Source organism: Pseudooceanicola sp. HF7, from assembly GCF_011806405.1.
GTDB lineage: Bacteria > Pseudomonadota > Alphaproteobacteria > Rhodobacterales > Rhodobacteraceae > Pseudooceanicola.
This window is the reverse complement of record NZ_JAATOW010000043.1, coordinates 19581-35937: the sequence shown is the minus strand read 5'-3', so window position 1 is coordinate 35937 and position 16357 is coordinate 19581. Positions and strand designations below refer to the sequence as shown.

The following is a 16357-nucleotide window of genomic DNA, read 5'->3' as shown; positions in this document are numbered from 1 at the left end:
CCCGATCTGCCCGAGCGGGCCGAACGCGTCCTGCGCCGGCTGTTCGCCGAAGGCCCCGCGCGGCTGGAACAGGGCCTGTCTGCCGGTCCCTGGGGCAAGATCGCCCGCGTGTCGCCCGCCACGGCCACCCGGGATCTGACAGACCTGGAAAGCCGCGGGATCCTCAGACGGGGCCCCGGCGGCGGGCGCGCGACGCGCTATTACCTGACCTACTGAAGGACCGGCCGATAAATTCGGATATTTCTATGTGTCGATGTCCCGCTGCCGGTAAGGCCCCTTCAGAACGGCCCACCCGTCTCCTACCGCCGCCCGGCCCCGACCCCAAGGCTGCGCGTGACCCCGCCGCCGATCAGCGCGACCAGGTCGGTCACCACCGCCACCAGGTTGGCGCGGGGCGGCAGGGCCACGTAGACCGGGTCCCAGCGGGGATCGAATTTCTCCTTGAAGGCGCGCAGCCCCTCGAAGTTGTAGAAACTGCCACCGTGGCGATAAAGGAAGGCCCCCAACTGGGTGCTCAGCCGCGCGCCCCGGCGCGCCTCCAGCCCGGAGAAGGGCGCATTGCCCAGGCTGAATTCGCGGAAACCCGCATCGCGGTAATGCAGCAGAAGCTCCGTGAAGAGGAACTCCATCACGCCCGAGGGCGCATCCTCCGGGTGGCGCATCAGGTCCAGCGCGGCGCGGCGGCGCAGATCGGTTTCCCAGAGGTTGGCGAAGGCCACCACGCGGCCCTCAAGCCGCACCAGCGCCACCGGGGTCCTTTGCAGGTAATCCTCTGTGAAGGCGCCCACGGAAAAGCCCTTTTCCCCGGTGGAGCGCGCCCGCAGCCAGCCATCGGAGATCGCCTTCAGCTCTGCCAGCAGCGCCGGCGCATGAGGCGGGGCAAGGTATTCAAAGCTCAGCCCGTCGCGCAGGGCGCGGTTGTGACTGGTGCGCAGCCGCTTGCGCGCGCTGCCCTGCAGCCCGAAGTCCTCCAGCTCCACCACGGCTTCCTCGCCCAGTTTCTGGATGCCCAGGCCCATGTCCAGCCAGATCGGGGCAGAGGCGCCTGAGACAGCGTAGAAGACGGGCCGCGCATTGGCCGCATGGGCGGCATCGTGAAAGGCCCAGGCCAGGGGGGCGATTTCCTCTTCCCGGCCGATGGGCTCATGCAGGGCAACCCAGCTGCGCCCCTGGGTGCGATACATCAGGAAGCTCTCCCCGCTGGGCGAGAACAGCAGCGCCTTGTCCCCGGTCAGCGCCAGGACGCCCTGGGGGGCGGGGCCGGCGCGCAGGATCGCCTCGGCGCGGGCCAGCTGATCGGCATCGGGCAGGGCGGCTTCCAGCCGGCCGGGGCGCAGGGCGAAACGCAGCAGTAGAAGCGCGATCACCACCAGCCCCACCAGGGCCGCGCGCAGGGCCCGCGGTGCCGCGCTGTCAGAGGCGAATTGCCACCAAAGCTCCGCGTCGTAGGGGGTGGCCTTGTGGGCGAAGAAGAAGACCGCCAGCAGCGTCAGCCCGAGGCAGAGCATCAGCAGGCTCCAGCGCAGGCTCAGCACGTTGCGGGTCAGCCGCGTGGCGCGGTAGAACTCGCGCCGCGTAGGCAGCAGGATCAGCGCGGCCAGCGCCAGGGCCAGCGCGCTGTCGTAATCCAGCCCATTGGCCAGGCTGGCGCCCGCGCCCAGCAGAAGCACCGCCATGGCCAGCCACCAGGCGCCCTCGACCCGGCGCATCAGGCCATGGGCGATGACCAGCAGCAGGGCACCCAGCACGCTCGACATCAGCGCGCCGCCCTCCAGGAAGGCCAGCGGCACAAGCTGGCCCAGCTCCTGCGACCAGCCGCTGGTGGCCGGCAGCAGGCTGCCCAGCATCATCAGCGCCCCGGCGACAAAGACCATGCCCGCCATGGCCAGCGGCACAAGCGAGCTGACGGCGCGGAACAGCGGTGACAGCCGCGCGCGCACCGGCCCCCCGGTCATGCGCAGCTCTGCCAGCGCCATCAGCAGCAGCGCCAGGATGAAGGGCAGCACGTAGTAGATCAGGCGGAACAGCAACAGGGCGGCGGCGGCCTGCCCGGCCGGAACAGAGGGCGGCAGGCCCGCGATCACCACGCTTTCAAAGACCCCGACACCGCCGGGCACGTGAGAGGCGACGCCGGCCAGAACCGCCGCCGCGAAAACCGCCATGAAGGGCACGAAGCCCAGCCCGTCCGTCGGCAGAAGCAGGTAAAGCGCAAGGCCGGAAAACAGAGTTTCCGCCGCGGTCAGCAGGAATTGCCCCGCCAGCAGCCCGGGCGAGGGCGCGCGCAGCTTCATGCCGCGAAAGGTCAGCTCGCCTCCGCGCAGGGCCAGGACCACCAGCGCGACGCTGCCCGCCGCCAGGGCGGCCAGCGCGCCCAGGCGGATCGCCCCGTGCGACAGGGCCAGCCCATGGGGCAGCATGTCTCCCAGCACATGGGGATGCCAGGCCAGCGCGGCCAGGCCGATGAAGCCGGTGCCCGCCCCGAAGGCGATGGAGCCGAAGACGGAAATCGCCGCGATCTCGATCGGGGGCAGGCCAAGGGCGGAATAGATCCGATAGCGCACCGCGCCCCCGGTGACCGGTCCCGCGCCCACGGTGTTCTCGATCGCGTAGCCCAGGAAGCCGCCGGTGGCGACGACGGGCAGGGGCAGGCGCCGGCCAAGGTAGCGCAGGGCGGACCAGTCAAAGCCCACCAGCGCGCCGTAGCCCGCCACCGTGCACAGGATCGCCAGGGCGATGGCACTGGCCGGGGTGGCGCGCAGGGTGGTCATCACCTCCCTCAGGGAGACCTCTTCCAGCAGGTGGTAAAGCGCCAGCCCGCCGGCGGCGAAAAGCACGGCGGTCAGCAGGAAGGGAAAGATGACCTTCAGCCGTTCTGCGATCCCGCTTGTCTTCACCTGTCTTCCCCCGTCCGGTTTTCTTCCAGATGCCACGGGGGCGACCTTGCAGGCAATCATTCATCTTGGCGGCAGCGTCCAGGGACAGGCAATCCATGCCACGGCGGCGGAGTGTTCACCGGCTCGCCGCCATCACGCGCCCCTCCGGGGGACGATCCCCGGGCGCATCGAGCCCCCGCCTCTCGTGGGGGGCATGCCCCCCGGCGCCCGGACCTGACCGGGATCACCGGCCCGGAGGGCGTACCGCGCGATATGGCCCTGCGGATCAAACGGGACCAAGGCCGGGGCCCCTGGCGCCACCTGCCCCTCTTCTTCTTGCCAATAAACTCACGGCACGCGGCCCGCAGTTTGCGCAACGCCCGCCCGGACGCGATGAGGCCCCCGTCACGCGGCGATGCACAACGGGGGCAGTTGCCGGGAAATGGACCAAGGGAAACAGCCAGGCCCCGACATTCTGCGGCAGGTGCCTCCCCCGCCGAAACGGGGGCGCCGGCCTTACTTGCGGCGGATCGCCCAGATCAGGTCACCCGCCTCGTCCTCGGCGCCGAAGCTCTTGTTGACGGCATAGACCGTCCCGTCGGGCGCCACGGTGACATCGTTGGGATAGCTGCCAATCTCCAGGTTTGCCAGGATCTCCCCTTCCGCGCTTACCGCCGTCAGCGTGCCTGCCCCGCGGTTGGCGACCCAGGCCAGGCCGCGCGCGCCATCGCTGTCCAGGCTCAGCGCGCCCGCGCCCACGGCGACCTCGTGCAGCACCTCGCCGCTTTCCGGGTCCACCACCATCACGTCATCCGATCCTTGGCCGGCCACCCAGACCATCCCGCTTTGCGCGTCATAGGCCAGGCCCGTGGCGTGGATCATCCCCGGCAGCGCATGCACCGCCGTGACCGCGCCGCTTTCCGCATCGATCACCGCAAGCTCGCTCGTGGCACGGGAGCTGACGAAGATCCGCTTGCCCTCCGCATCCGGCACCAGGTTCATCACGTAGAAATTTCCGCCCCGCAGGGAGCTGTCGATCTCGATCACCTCCACCGGCTCCAGGGTCTGCGTGTCAAAGACATGCACCTTGGCCGTGGCGGAAGAGGTCACATAGGCCCGCCCGTGGTCCGCATCCACCAGTACCTCGCGGCTGTGATAGACCTGTCCTTGCGGGAATTGCTTCACCAGCGACAGGTCCGCCTGGTCATACACCGCGATGCTGTTGGTCGAGGTGTTGGTGACCCAGATCCGCCCGTTTTCCTCGTCCAGACCGATCCCGAAGGCCGCTGCCGGCCCCTCCGCGAACTGCCCGCCCTCACCCGAAAGCGCCTCTTGCGCATAGGGCGCCGGGCTGACCTCGGCCAGGACCTCAAGCGTTTGCGGATCCAGTTTCAGGATCTTCGCGGACATCGGCCGGAAAGAGGCGGCGGTGACGAACAGCGCCTCGGACCCGGGGCTGTAGACCACCTGGTAGAGGCCCGGCGCGGGGGATTTGACGGAGGTGACGTCAAACCCCTCCTGCCCGGACAGCGGCACCTGCGGAGAGACCTTCAGATCCAGCAGCTCCGTGGTCGAGGGCTCTGCCCCCAGAACCACGATGGGATGCATGCCCACGGCGGCATCCTCGGGCAGGGTGATCTCGAACGACAGGCTGCCCTCGTCATCGGCCACAAGGGGGGCCGCGCCGGTCAGGGCCTCTGTGCCGCGCTGCAGGGTGATTTCCTGGCCCGGGACAAAGCCGTCGCCGGTGAGCGTCACGGTGCTGCCGGGGAAGATCGGCTTTTGCGGATCCTCGGCTGCGACGCGGAAGCGACCGGTCTGGGCGACAGGCTCGGGGAAGGATTGCGCCAGGGCCGGCAAGGTCACGGCGGGCAGGGTGGCAAGGCCCAGGGCCAGCACCGCGGCACCGCGCAGAAGGACAGGTTTCAGGGACATGAAGGGCTCCTTTCGGGAACGTCAGTAAAGGTCGGTCAGAAGGCGGCCATCGCGGCGCAGGGCCGTGAAGGTCGTCTCGGGAAGGGTTGCGGAGAGCGCCACCAGCACGGCGGTTCCGGGGGCACGGCTGCCGCAGATCAGCACCAGCGCCTCGTCGGAAAGAAAGGCGCGCAGGGCCTCGGCCTCTGTCGTCAGGAATTCGGGCACGCGGCGCGGATCGGGGCCGCGCGACAGCAGGGCATCGACACGCAGCCGGGGGTCGTCACGCAGCGCGGCGATCTGGGGGAAATCGGCGTAGCGCGCACCGTGGATCAGCCAGAGCGGGGCCTTGCCTTGCGCAAGCCGCGCCCGCAGCGGGCCCAGCACCGCCGCCAGCCCGGTGCCCGTGGCGATCATCAGAAGCGGGCGATCCTCCGCCTGGGCGGCTTCAAGCGCGGCCAGGTTGGGATTGTCCCGCAGGCGCATCCGCACCGCGCCGCCCAGGCCCAGCCCCCCGGTCAGCCAGGCAGAGCCCAGACCGGGCACGCCCTCTGCCCCGCAGCGCCGGCGCAGCACCAGCTCCACCGCGCCGCTTTCGGGCAGGGAGGCCACGGAATAGCTGCGCCGCTGCACTTGCCCGTCGGGCGCGCTCAGCTGGATTTCCGCGATGGCGCCCGGGGCCCAATCCACGGGCGCAGAGGGGGTCAGGGCCAGGCGATAGACCGGCTCGGCTTCCTCAGCCGGCGTGATCTGCGCGCGCTCGGTCAGGTGCCAGAGGTCGGGCGCGCCGCCCTGTCCCGTCAGCCCCTCCCAGCGGGCCAGCTCTGCCGCCAGCGCCGAAGGGGCCGCGCGGTCCACTTCCAGCGGATCGAAAAGGGGCCGCGCGCCGCCCTGGCGCAGCCAGCCATCCACCTGCCGCCCGAAGCCGCAGAAGGAGGGATAGCGCCGGTCGCCCAGCGACATCAGCCCGTAGCGCAGCCCGCTCAGGTCCGCGCCCTCGGGCAGGGTGAAGCCGCGCGCATTGTCCGGGGCCTCGCCATCGCCGGTGGAGGAAAGCAGGAAAAACGCCTCGCCCGCGCGGGCCAACTGCCGGGCAGAGACCTCGCCCAGGGCCATGGCCCGCGTGCCCATGCGCCGCGCCTGCGCGCGGGCCAGCTCCTCGGCCATCCCGGTCTGGGAGGCATAAAGAACCAGCGGCCCCCCGGTAGGCGCGTCTTGCTGTCGCCCGCCGCGCCGCCAGGCCAGCAGGGCCAGCCAGGCCAGCGCCAGCGCCACGGCCGTGGCGATGCGGAGGGGATCATTGGTGGCAAGCGCGATCATGCGGCCTCCGCCAGGTCCGGCAGGGTGCCGGCGCGGCGCCCCCCCTGCAGGGTCAGAAGCGCCCGGATGCCGTGATGGCGGGCCAGCGCCAGCCCACGCGCTTCGGGCAGCAGCATCAGCGCGCTGGCCCAGGCATCCGCGAGGGCGGCGCTGTCATGGAAGACATGCACGCCCAGGACCTCTCCGGCGAAGGTACGGCCCGAAACGGGGTCGATCGTATGGCTCCAGCCCGCGCCCGGCCCGCAGCGCCGCGCCCAGTGGCCCGATCCCGCCAGCGCCCCGCGATGCAGCGCGGCCCGGGCTGCGGGCAGGGCAAGGCCCGGCGGCCCGTCCAGCGCCACCCACCAGGGCTGGCCCTCGGGCGAAAGGCCCCGCGCCGCCACCTCGCCGCCGATCTCGATCATGTGCACGCCGTGTCCCGCAGCGCTCAGCCGGGCAGAGGCCCGGTCCACCGCCCAGCCCTTGGCGATCCCGCCGAAATCCAGCCAGAGGCCCCCGGGTTGGTAGGCCTGTGCGCCCCGCAGCTTCAGCCGTTCCCGGCCAGAGGCCGCGCGGGCGGCCTCAAGCGCGGCGGTATTGGGCGCCGCCTGCACCGGGCCGGACGGGCCGAAGCCCCAGAGGTCCGACAGGCGGCCAAGGCAGGGATCCACTGCGCCGCCGGTCTGATCAGACAGGTGCAGGGCGGCTTTCAGCAAATCCATCAGGGCAGGGGGCAGATCGTGCCAGCCCGGCGCGGCATGGTTGAAGCGCGTCAGGGCGCTGTCGGCCTTCCAGGGGCTGAAGATCGCGATGGTCTCTTCGCAGGCCGCGCGGACCTCTGCCTGCGGATCGGGCAAAAGCCCCTCCGTCCCTGGCGGCGACCAGATCGCCAGCCGCCAGCCGGTGCCCATGCTGCGCCCCTCGGCCCGGCGCCGGATCCAGCCGGGGCCGGCCATGTGCTCCGGCGCGCCGGGTTCGATCAGGATAAGCGGTCTGCCGGTCATGCTCAGCCACCGTGCACGAAAAGAAGGAAGAGGATCGCGGGGAAGACCAGCCCCCCGGCGGTCACCGGCCAGGTCGCGGGCCTTGCGCGTGCCTGGATGAAGAGGATGGCGAAGCCGCTCAGCGCGAAAAGCAGCGTGCCGAGGGCCAGGGCGTCGATGACCAGCGGCCAGGCCAGCCCGCTGTCGCGCCCCTTGTGCAGGTCGGCGGCCACGGCCAGCCAGCCGCGCCGGATGATCTCCACCTCCGCGCTGCCGCTCTCCCGGTCCAGGATGACCAGCCCCTCGCCGCCCGGGCGGGGGAGGTCGATCCAGACCTCGGCGCTGTCGTAATCGGCTTCCACATGGCCCATCGGCAGGCCCAGCTCCGCGCCCAGCCAGTCGGCCAGCGGCGCGGGCAGGGGGCCTGTCCCGCCGTCGGGCGCATCGGCCAGCGCGGGCATCAGGTTCTCGGGCAGCACCAGTTCGCGGTACTCGGTGTCCCCGCGCGAGGGGATCAGCCCGGGGTGGTTCAGCAGGAACCCCGTGACTGCGAAGAACACCAGGATGGACAGGCTCGCCGCGCCGGTGATCCGGTGCCAGAGGGTCAGCTGGCGCAGCCACCAGCTGCGCCCGGTGGACGGTATCGGCGCGGCGGACATCTCAGGGCTCCACGGCCAGGGTGACGCGGCCCAGCTCTTCCGCGCCCTCGCCCGTTTCTTCCGAGGCGTCCCCGGTCAGATCCAGCGGCAGGCGCACCAGGTCCCGCCCGCCATCCTCGCGGGCGACTTCGACGGCCAGGCGGTAGGGGCCCGGGGCCAGTCCGGCCAGCGGGCCGGTCTCGGTATCGAAAGCCAGATCATAGGTGCCCGGGCCGCGGGTCGGACCGCTGACGCCATCGGCGGGCAGGGTCATCTCTTCTCCGGTCGCGCGCCACCAGCTGCGCAGGTTGCGCAGGAAGCCGGTGCCGATGTTGTCGCGCAGCCGGGTGTCGTACCAGACGGCCAGCGTAGCCGCCGGATCGCCCTCTGGCGTCTCGACCCAGGCGGCCAGGTAGGGGCGGTAATAGGGCGCGGCATCGATCCGGGGCAGCGTCACGCTGACCCGGACCTCGCCCGCGCCGGCCCCGGAGGCCAGGCCCCCCGTGACCAGAAGCCCGCCCCCGAGGGCCGGCAGAAGGTTGCGCGACAGGCTCATCGGATCAGCCCTGCTCATCCCCGGAGGCATCCTCGGACCCCTCCTCCTCGTCTTCCTCCACGGGAAGGGGATCATCGGCGTTGACGATATCGTTCTCGTCCGTGTCATGGCCCTTGAAGGTCGAATCCGCCACGGCCTGCTGCTCTTCCCAGGTCAGTTTCCCGTCGCGGCTGCGGTCGACGATGGCGAAACGGACATGGGCCTGTTCCATGGAGCCCTCGTAGCGCTCGTCCGGCTCAAGACCCTGGTCGGCATATTGCTGGTCCAGGCGGCCCTTGAACTCGGCCACGTATTCCTCTTCGTTCAGCACGCCGTCCCCGTCCAGGTCGGCGCCCTCGAAGCGCGCCTTGCGGATGGCGTCGTATTCCGCGCGGGTGACCTGGCCGTCGCCATCGGTGTCATGGGCGGCGATGAAGGCATCCTTGCGGTGCCCCCCGGCCACGCCGGGCGCCGGGCGGGACTCCTCGGTTTCGGTCTCGGCCTGCTGGGCCAGGGCGGGCAGCGGTGCAAGCCCGGCAAGGGCCAGAGGAACAAGGGCGAGCGGGATCAATCTGTTGCGCATGGCGTCATCTCTCTGCGTCAGGGTTCAGGGGTAAGGGCGGGACCACCGGGCCCCGCCTTGGGGTCGTCGGTCTCAGAAGGACTTGGCGAGGGAGACCTTGAAGGTCCGGCCCGGCGCGGGCCGCGTGGCCAGGTGGGGCTCGTAGAATTCGTCCATCAGGTTCTCGACGGAAAAGCGCGTCTCGACCCCTTCCAGGACACCACTCCGGGGGGCGTAGCCGACGGAGACATTGTGCAGCAGGGTCCCCGGCGTCGGGTTGGTGCTGCGGTCCATCTCGGCGTTCCAGACGCTTTCCCACTTCACGTCCAGCCCGTTGTCCATGCGCTGGCCAAGGCCCAGCCGCACCTGGTTGGCAGGCTGCTGTTCCCAGAAGTCGTTGGCGGCCCCGGGCGTGCGGTTATAGCCTTTGGCGAAGCTGGCGTTCAGGTCGACGTAATGGCCGGACGCGGCGGAGTAGGATCCCTCGATCTCCACGCCCTCGGTCGTGACATCGGTGACTCTGCTATAGGCGGTCACGTCCCAGATATCCGTGTGGTAGGCGTTCACCTTCAGCGCAAGGCGGTCCCCGGCGGCGAAGACATCGCGCGAACCGTAGGACAGGCCCAGCTCCCAGGTTTTTGCCTTCTGGGACAGGGTCATGTAGGCCGCGTTGGTCAGGTCATCCAGGATCGGCAGACCCTCCGTGTAGGACCAGGACCCGAAGACCGCGAAACCGCTGGCCCACTGGTACCGAAGCGAGGCACCGCCCATCAGCGCGTCGTTGTGATAGGTCCCGTAGCCGTATTCCGTGCCGTCGATATTCTGGTCTTCGTACCGCAGCGCCGGAGAGAAGGTGAAACCGCCCAGGCGCATGTCATCGACAAGGAAGATGGCGTAGCGCTTGTCATCCCCGCCCGGCGCGGAAGAGGCATCCAGCCGGTCGCGCAGCATGTATTCCACGCCCGCACGCAGGTTGTGATCCACCCCGCCGGTCATGAATTCCATCGTGTTCTTGGCGGTCAGCTTGGTGGTGACGTAATCCTGATCCGCGTTCAGCAGCGCCATCGGATTCCCGGTAGAGCTTTGCTGATCGATCTTCTGCTGGGCCCGGCTCAGCGTCACGTCGACATTGACCAGGTCATTGTCCAGCGAGTCGAACTTGTAGGACAGCACGGCGGTGCGGGAATGAATGTCCCGGTCCACGTTGCCGATGTTCGTCGTGCCGAACTGGTCGTAGGGCACGTCCTTTTCAGAGCTCTGCGTATCCGCGTAGCTCAGGGAGAGGGAATGCTGCTGATCTTCGCCGAAATACAGCTTGCCCTTGGCAAGGTAGGAGGGCGTCGTGAAATTGGTGTTTTCCACCGTCTCGCCGTTGCCGTCCTTGTATTCGTCCTGCGTCCGCCAGGTGTAGTTGAACAGCAGTTCAAAGGCTTCGTTCGGCTGCCAGGCAAGGGAAGAGGAAGAGACGAAGCCGTTCCCGTTGGAATTGAAGCCAAGGTACTGGCGGCCCGCGAAACCGTTCTCTCCGCCGGTGAAGTCAGAGGCATCCTTGGTCTCGAAGCGGACCATGCCGCCAATCACGCCAGAGCCATATTCGAAGGTCCCGACAGAGCCGCGGATCACTTCCGCCTGCTTGTAAAGCGCCGGGTCGGTGTAAAGCTGGGTGCCGATCCGGTACAGTTCCTCTGCGCCGGTGCTGGCGCCGTCGACCAGGATCTGCACGGTCTGGTCGCTGCCGTAGGTCCCGGACTGGGCGCCCATGCCGCGGATGTTGATCGCGGATCCGCCGGGGGTGGTGCCATTGACCAGCGTCACGCCGGGCACGGAATCCAGCAGCTCTGCGGTGGTGGTCGCCTGCCGCGCGTCGATTTCTTCCTGATCGATCACGGTCACCGGGACCGCGGTCTGCGTCTGCACCTCGCGGTCGGATTCAATGAGGATCGGCGCAAGGGTCGTTTCTTGAGATTGTGCGAAAGCGGTATGGGGAATGGCCAACGCCACGCTGCCCAAAAGCAGCCTGCGCAGCCGGGCGGGAGATGCCATCTGACTGTCCTATCGGTATCGCGGAAGTTGCCACAGGGGGCACTCCCGTCTTCGTTCTGGGGGGAGTGCTGGATACCGACACGGGTTTCTGGCCTGGGTCGCCTTATAGGGCTGCCCGGGAGAGAAGGTCAATTCCGATTATTATAGTCAGGAAATTTTTTGTCACCTTCTTCGTTGGGCCGGAAGCAGATTTCGGCCGGCCGGACCGGCCGAACGCGCTTGTAATCAGGGTTATGTTGTTTTCGGGGGTCATTGCCTGAACAGCCTGTCACAGCGGCGTTAACGACCTGCCGCCCCACCGTGCGCTGCGCACCGACGTCATACCGACGTGATACCGACACGATACAGACGTGCCACCGACAGCCCCTTTGCGCCCCCATTTCGGGCGCCCTGTCACATCAATGTCGCCCGCCCCGGTGCTTTTGACGCATCATGCATTCTTGTGGATGAACCTATGCCCGCCCTGTAATATGAAAGGGGCAGCGACCTGCGCCGCCGCACAGGATATTATGCTCCTAACCGATTGAGAAGACGTCCCTATGAGTGATCAGGACCAGGATTTCGACGACCAGGCCCTCGGCCCGTTGTGGCTGGATGAGCTGCGTCCGGGCGCCGAAGGCGAAGGCTTCCTGGAAAAGAACCTGCGCCATAGCCTGATGTTCGTCCGCCGCCCCGGCACCCGGCTTCTGGTCACTTTCGACAATCTTTCCAACGTCGGCGACACCGCCCGCGACCGCGAGCCCTGGGCATTCAAGTTCGCCCAGGACAATGGCCTGTGCCACCTTGGAATCATGGCCCATGTCAGCGATTGGTATCGTGACGCGGATCTGATCCGCCGCTTCCAGGCCCTTGTAAGCGAAGGGTTTTTTGAAGACTACGATCGCGTGATCTTTGCCGGGGTCTCCATGGGCGGCTTCGCGGCGATCGCCTTTGGCTCGCTCGTTCCCGATGCCCATGTGGTGGCGATCAACCCGCAAAGCACCCTTGATCCAGAGCTGGTGCCTTGGGAAACCCGCTTTGAAACCGGCCGCCGCCAGGACTGGACCCTGCCGCTGTCGGATGCCGCCGCGCTGACGTCTGAACTGGGGCAGGTGAGCATCTTCTACGATCCCCGCCACGACCTGGACCGCGCCCATGTGGAGCGTTTCTCGGGCGATAACGTGCGGGTCTTCAATTGCCGCTATTCCGTCCACAAGTCCGCGGTTTTCCTGCGAAAAATCGGTGCGCTGAAGCCGGTGATGGAACACTGCATCTTCGATGAGCTGACCGAGGCGGAGTTCTATCGCCTCTATCGCGCCCGCCGGGAACTGCCCTGGTTCCGCGGCTCCGTCTCTGCCTATTTCCGCGAAACCGGCCGGGAAGAGATGGCGACCCGTTTCGACCAGACCTTCCGCACCCGCTTGCGCCGCCTCAAGGCCGAGGGCGCCTTGCCTGGCGCGACTCCGCAAGTCACTGAACCTGCACCGGAAATCACCACCCGGATCATCGCGCCCGAACAGGCCGGCGGCACCGCCCCCAAGGTGATCCCGCCCCAGGACCAGACCCGCCGCGTCATCGTCACCACGATGAAGAACGAAGCCCCCTTCATGCTGGAATGGATCGCCTACAACCGGGTGATCGGCTTCACGGATTTCCTGATCTACACCAATGACTGCGACGACGGCACTGACAAGATTGCCGAACGTTTGCAAGAGCTTGGCATGGCCCAGCACCGCATCAACACCTTCGGCAAGGGCGGCAGCCCGCAGCGTACCGCGCTGAAGGCCGCCATGCGCGAACCGCTCTGCCAGGAGGCAGACTGGCTCATCTGTGCCGATTGCGACGAGTTCCTGAACATCCGCACCGGCGCGGGGCGGCTTGATGACCTCTTTGCCGCCGTCGGGACCGATGCCGATGCGATCTCGGTCTGCTGGAAACTGTTCGGCAACTCCGGCCACCTGACCTATACCGAGGATTTCATCACCGAGCGCTTTGACCGCAGCACCGCAGAGCTGGAGTTCCCCAATTACCGCGCGCTCGGGATGAAGACGCTGGTGCGCAATACCGAGCGGTTCAAGCGCCTGCGCATCCACCGCCCGGCCTTCCTTCTGGACCAGGGCGACGTGAAGTGGGTGGATGCCGGGGGCAAGCCCATGCCCGATGCCTACCTGACCGGCGGCTGGAAGGCACATGGCGGATTTTCCCATGATTTCGCGCGCTTGCACCATTATGCCGTGCGCTCTGTCGACAGTTTCCTGGTCAAGCGGGACCGGGGCCGGACCAATCACGTGGGCGATGACCAGGGCATCGATTACTGGTCCAACATGAATTTCAACACGGAACAGGATACCTCCATCCACGCTCGCCTGCCGGAGTTGCGCGCCGAATTCGCCCGCCTGATGGAGGATCCGGAGCTGGCCCGCCTGCATGCCGCCGCCTGCGACTGGCACCGCGGCAAGATCGATGCGCTCAAGCAACGCGAGGGCTGGGCGGAGTTCAGGGAGCGTATCGCCACGATCAACGCCGCCCCCGAAACGGAGGAAGACCCGGCGTTGGCCAGGGGCTGATCCATGGCGAAAGAGCCCCCCTACGTCATCGTTCACGGCGGCGTCCACAAGACCGCGACAAGCTACGTGCAGTCGATCCTGCAACGCAACGCCAACAAGATGCGCAAGCAGGGGGTGCACTACATCCACCACCGCGACACGCGCAAGGATTACACCTATCCCTGCCAGCTGAACGGCTACCAGAAGCTGGGCCTGAAGTACCGCACCAAGGTTTCCGACAAGGAACTGGAAAAGGTCGCGAAGAAATTCTTCAACAAGATCAAGGCGAAGCCGGGCGAGCGCATCATCCTGTCGGATGAGAACCTGCCGGGGCACTGCGGGCAATGCGTCCGTTCAGGAGAGCTCTATAACCGCCGCGAGATGCTGGTGCCGATCTTTGCCAATCACATCATCTACCCGGTCACGGAGGTGCATATCGCCATCCGCAACTACGCGGATTTCTTCGCCTCGGCCTATGTGGAGTTCCTGCGCTCGGCCAGTGGCGAGCACATCATGTCCGATACGGTGATGAAGCGGGCCGTCCTGTCATCGCTGCCCAGCTGGCTGCCCTACCTGCAGCTGCTGCAGAAGAGCTTTCCCAAGGCCCGGCTGGTGATCTGGCGGCACGAACAGTTCCGGGCGCTGTCCTCTACCGTGATCGGCAACCTGATCGGGCCGGGGCTGGACGCGGCCAAGCTGTCCTCGCCCAAGGCCACGAACGACCGCCCCTCTGCCTCGCATCGTGCCGTGCAGGAGATCCTGGCCCGCGCCGAGCGCATCGGCGGAGAGGCCGCCATCGCGCAACGTGTTGAAATCCAGGATGCCTTTCCGCGCAGCCCGCTCTATCCCGGCTATGATCCCTGGACCGCGGACGAGCGGGACCACCTGGTGCGGACCTACGAAAAGGACATCCTGAAGATCCGCAGCCAGATGGACCTGACCTTCCTGGAACCCTAGGGTCTGGCCCTAGAGCTCGATCTTGGCCTTCTTGGTGGGCAGCGGCAGGTCGCGGATGGTGCGCAGCATCTCGATGAAGCCGGCCACCTGGTGATCGGCCGTGGCGCGGCCCTTTTCCACGGTGGCGATGGAGGCATCGCCCACGGTCCCGTCATCGGACAGATCCGCCGCGATCCAGGCCTGGCTGATCGGCCCCACCGGCGGGATCGGCGCGGTTTCGGCACTTGAGACGAAGTTCTGCGCCTGGCTCATGTCCACGCAATCGGGCCGGAAGGCCAGCATGAGAGAGGTTTCGACATCCCCGCCGTGGATGCCGTACTTGCGCTCGTGATCGGTGTACATGCCTTCTGGGTAGCCGAAGTTGCCCCACTGGCATTTCACCGCCAGCATCCCGGCCTCTACCCGCAGCTCGCGCGACAGGATGGAGATCAGATCCAGGTTGCCGCCATGGCTGTTGGCGATGACGATCTTGCGGTAGCCGGCTCGGGCGGCGGACAGGCCGATTTCCGTCCAGGCGCGCAGGGCGGTTTCGGCGGTCAGCGTCAGCGTGCCCTCTGCCCAGAGGTGTTCGTTCGACTTGCCCACGGCCATGATCGGCAGCACCCGGATATCCAGGTCATCGGGGCAGGTCTCCTGCAGCACGTTCAGCATGCCTTCGGCGATCATCGTGTCGGTGCCCACGGGCAGGTGCGGCCCGTGCTGTTCCACTGCTGCCGTGGGCAGGATGGCGATGGCGCGTTCGGGGTCCACGGCCTTGAATTCAGGGGCGCGGTATTCGTACCAGTTACGGCGAGTCATGGTCTTCTCCGGGGATTGCGGTCAGGCCTGGGCCTGCCGGGGCTTGGCGCGGCGGCCAAGGAAACGGTCAAGCTTGCGGTTCACCCGTGACAGGTGTTTCGCGCGGCTTTCGGGGGTGGAGCTGTCCATCAGGTAATGGGCAGCATAGGCGGTCCGGCAGCGCTTGGCGCAAAGGATGCGCAGGCCCCGCAGGATCGTGCGGCGGCCGGGCGCGCCGACCAGGCGGGTCAGCCACCAGCTGGCGCCGCAGGTCGTGAAGACCGCGAGCCGCCGGATATGGGTCAGGCCGGGATTGATGTCGCCGCCCTCCTCCTCTGGCATGAGGAAGGCGGAGCCGGGCAGTAGCGCCCGGTCCAGCCAGCCCTTCAGCATGGCCGGAAGCCCGTACCACCAGGTCGGGTAGATGAAGATCAGCGTATCGCACCAGCCAAGGGCGTCGACATGCGCGGCCATGTGATCGGTACCGATGGAGCAGTCCAGGTAGGCGGCGTTCTCAGCCCCCGACATCACCGGGTCGAAGCCTTCGGCGTAAAGGTCGATCTGGCGCAGCTCTGCCCCCGCCCCTGCCAGCCGGGACATGACCAGATCGCGGATCGCGCCGGTGAAGCTGTCAGGACGCGGATGGCAATAGACGACGAGGGCCCGCATTCAGAAGCTCTCCATCTCGCGGCCGACCTTGTCGATGAAGGCCTTGAGCGTCTCGGGGCTGTTGCGGTTCATGTCATAGAGCGCAAGGTACTTCATCGTGTCGGGCCGGGTCACGTGCCAGACCGCGCGCTTGACGATCTTGCGGGGCGGATCGCCCGCGCCAAGGGCCCGCCAGCGGGTGCCGCCGTAGGTGGTGACCGCCGCCAGCTTCTTGATGTGGGTCAGGTTCGGCTTCACGAAGCCGTCCTCGATCCGGAAGGAGACGCCGGGCAGGAAGATCCGGTCGAAGACGCCCTTCAGGATCGCCGGGAAGCCGAAGTTCCAGACCGGGAAGACCAGCACCAGCGCCTCGGCCTTCATGATCCGGTCGATATAGGGTTGCAGCGGATCGCGGTGCGGGCCGTCCTCGTGGTAGTTGCGGCGTTCCTCGCAGCTCAGCACCGGGTCGAAGCCTTCGGCGTTCAGGTCCCAATCGTCGACCTCCCAGCCGCGCCCTTCCAGCGTTTCGACGACCTTCTTGTGAAGCGACGCCGAATAGCTTTCCGGGACCGGGTGGGCAAAGATAACCAGGGCTTTCATGCG

Annotated in this window: 13 protein-coding genes and 1 pseudogene; 3 read left to right on the top strand and 11 right to left on the bottom strand. The window is 67.5% G+C overall.

Annotated elements, in window-relative coordinates; translation table 11 throughout:
- Positions 1–216, top strand: a pseudogene (locus HCZ97_RS18180) (Fic family protein); the annotation flags it as partial.
- Between the two features lie 83 nt (positions 217–299).
- On the opposite strand, the gene mprF reads toward HCZ97_RS18180, so the two are convergent.
- The 8 genes from mprF to HCZ97_RS18140 all read right to left on the bottom strand — a co-directional run bounded on the left by mprF (position 300) and on the right by HCZ97_RS18140 (position 10847).
- Entirely contained in the window at positions 300–2894 is a 2595-nt protein-coding gene (mprF, locus tag HCZ97_RS18175) for a bifunctional lysylphosphatidylglycerol flippase/synthetase MprF (protein ID WP_368484398.1), read from the bottom strand.
- 495 nt (positions 2895–3389) lie between these two features.
- Positions 3390–4808 (bottom strand): YncE family protein, encoded by a 1419-nt coding sequence (locus HCZ97_RS18170; RefSeq protein ID WP_167690532.1) that lies wholly within the window; start codon positions 4806–4808, stop codon positions 3390–3392.
- A gap of 21 nt (positions 4809–4829) precedes the next feature.
- Positions 4830–6107 carry an NADPH cytochrome P450 oxidoreductase family protein gene (locus HCZ97_RS18165; RefSeq protein ID WP_167690531.1) on the bottom strand — a complete coding sequence of 426 codons (1278 nt, stop codon included), beginning with the start codon at positions 6105–6107 and terminating at the stop codon, positions 4830–4832.
- Positions 6104–7090, bottom strand: coding sequence for an FAD:protein FMN transferase (locus HCZ97_RS18160; RefSeq protein WP_167690530.1), 987 nt, complete (start codon positions 7088–7090; stop codon positions 6104–6106). Before HCZ97_RS18160 ends, HCZ97_RS18165 begins: the two co-directional genes overlap by 4 nt.
- Positions 7091–7092: 2 nt before the next feature.
- The gene (locus HCZ97_RS18155) at positions 7093–7728 is read right to left on the bottom strand and encodes a PepSY-associated TM helix domain-containing protein (RefSeq protein ID WP_167690529.1); all 636 of its coding nucleotides are present in this window, start codon (positions 7726–7728) and stop codon (positions 7093–7095) included.
- Position 7729: 1 nt separating this feature from the next.
- Complete coding sequence (locus tag HCZ97_RS18150; RefSeq protein ID WP_217701821.1) at positions 7730–8281, bottom strand: DUF2271 domain-containing protein; 552 nt, start codon at positions 8279–8281, stop codon at positions 7730–7732.
- The gene (locus HCZ97_RS18145) at positions 8268–8825 is read right to left on the bottom strand and encodes a hypothetical protein (RefSeq protein ID WP_167690528.1); all 558 of its coding nucleotides are present in this window, start codon (positions 8823–8825) and stop codon (positions 8268–8270) included. The genes HCZ97_RS18150 and HCZ97_RS18145 overlap by 14 nt, the downstream gene beginning before the upstream one ends.
- A 72-nt stretch (positions 8826–8897) precedes the next feature.
- Positions 8898–10847, bottom strand: a complete 1950-nt coding sequence (locus HCZ97_RS18140) for a TonB-dependent receptor plug domain-containing protein (protein WP_167690527.1) — start codon at positions 10845–10847, stop codon at positions 8898–8900.
- A gap of 539 nt (positions 10848–11386) precedes the next feature.
- On the opposite strand from HCZ97_RS18140, the gene HCZ97_RS18135 reads away from it, so the two are divergent.
- On the top strand, positions 11387–13393 hold the full coding sequence (locus HCZ97_RS18135) for a glycosyltransferase family 2 protein (protein ID WP_167690526.1): 2007 nt from the start codon (positions 11387–11389) through the stop codon (positions 13391–13393).
- A 3-nt stretch (positions 13394–13396) separates the two neighbouring features.
- Positions 13397–14329, top strand: coding sequence for a hypothetical protein (locus HCZ97_RS18130; RefSeq protein ID WP_167690525.1), 933 nt, complete (start codon positions 13397–13399; stop codon positions 14327–14329).
- Between the two features lie 9 nt (positions 14330–14338).
- Here the strand turns inward: HCZ97_RS18130 and HCZ97_RS18125 are convergent, their stop codons facing one another.
- Genes HCZ97_RS18125 through HCZ97_RS18115 form a run of 3 tightly spaced genes read right to left on the bottom strand, consistent with a single transcriptional unit; the run spans position 14339 to position 16354 of the window.
- Positions 14339–15127, bottom strand: a complete 789-nt coding sequence (locus tag HCZ97_RS18125) for a creatininase family protein (RefSeq protein WP_167690524.1) — start codon at positions 15125–15127, stop codon at positions 14339–14341.
- A gap of 21 nt (positions 15128–15148) precedes the next feature.
- Positions 15149–15775, bottom strand: a complete 627-nt coding sequence (locus HCZ97_RS18120; protein WP_167690523.1) for an NAD(P)H-dependent oxidoreductase — start codon at positions 15773–15775, stop codon at positions 15149–15151.
- Positions 15776–16354 (bottom strand): NAD(P)H-dependent oxidoreductase, encoded by a 579-nt coding sequence (locus HCZ97_RS18115; protein WP_167690522.1) that lies wholly within the window; start codon positions 16352–16354, stop codon positions 15776–15778.
- Between the last annotated feature and the right edge of the window lie 3 nt (positions 16355–16357).

Bases quoted from the DNA above. Each gene is read 5' to 3' on its own strand.
- HCZ97_RS18170 (WP_167690532.1), bottom strand. From the start codon at position 4,808: ATGTCCCTGAAACCTGTCCTTCTGCGCGGTGCCGCGGTGCTGGCCCTG.
- HCZ97_RS18165 (WP_167690531.1), bottom strand. From the start codon at position 6,107: ATGATCGCGCTTGCCACCAATGATCCCCTCCGCATCGCCACGGCCGTG.
- HCZ97_RS18160 (WP_167690530.1), bottom strand. From the start codon at position 7,090: ATGACCGGCAGACCGCTTATCCTGATCGAACCCGGCGCGCCGGAGCAC.
- HCZ97_RS18155 (WP_167690529.1), bottom strand. From the start codon at position 7,728: ATGTCCGCCGCGCCGATACCGTCCACCGGGCGCAGCTGGTGGCTGCGC.
- HCZ97_RS18150 (WP_217701821.1), bottom strand. From the start codon at position 8,281: ATGAGCAGGGCTGATCCGATGAGCCTGTCGCGCAACCTTCTGCCGGCC.
- HCZ97_RS18145 (WP_167690528.1), bottom strand. From the start codon at position 8,825: ATGCGCAACAGATTGATCCCGCTCGCCCTTGTTCCTCTGGCCCTTGCC.
- HCZ97_RS18140 (WP_167690527.1), bottom strand. From the start codon at position 10,847: ATGGCATCTCCCGCCCGGCTGCGCAGGCTGCTTTTGGGCAGCGTGGCG.
- HCZ97_RS18135 (WP_167690526.1), top strand. From the start codon at position 11,387: ATGAGTGATCAGGACCAGGATTTCGACGACCAGGCCCTCGGCCCGTTG.
- HCZ97_RS18130 (WP_167690525.1), top strand. From the start codon at position 13,397: ATGGCGAAAGAGCCCCCCTACGTCATCGTTCACGGCGGCGTCCACAAG.
- HCZ97_RS18125 (WP_167690524.1), bottom strand. From the start codon at position 15,127: ATGACTCGCCGTAACTGGTACGAATACCGCGCCCCTGAATTCAAGGCC.
- HCZ97_RS18120 (WP_167690523.1), bottom strand. From the start codon at position 15,775: ATGCGGGCCCTCGTCGTCTATTGCCATCCGCGTCCTGACAGCTTCACC.
- HCZ97_RS18115 (WP_167690522.1), bottom strand. From the start codon at position 16,354: ATGAAAGCCCTGGTTATCTTTGCCCACCCGGTCCCGGAAAGCTATTCG.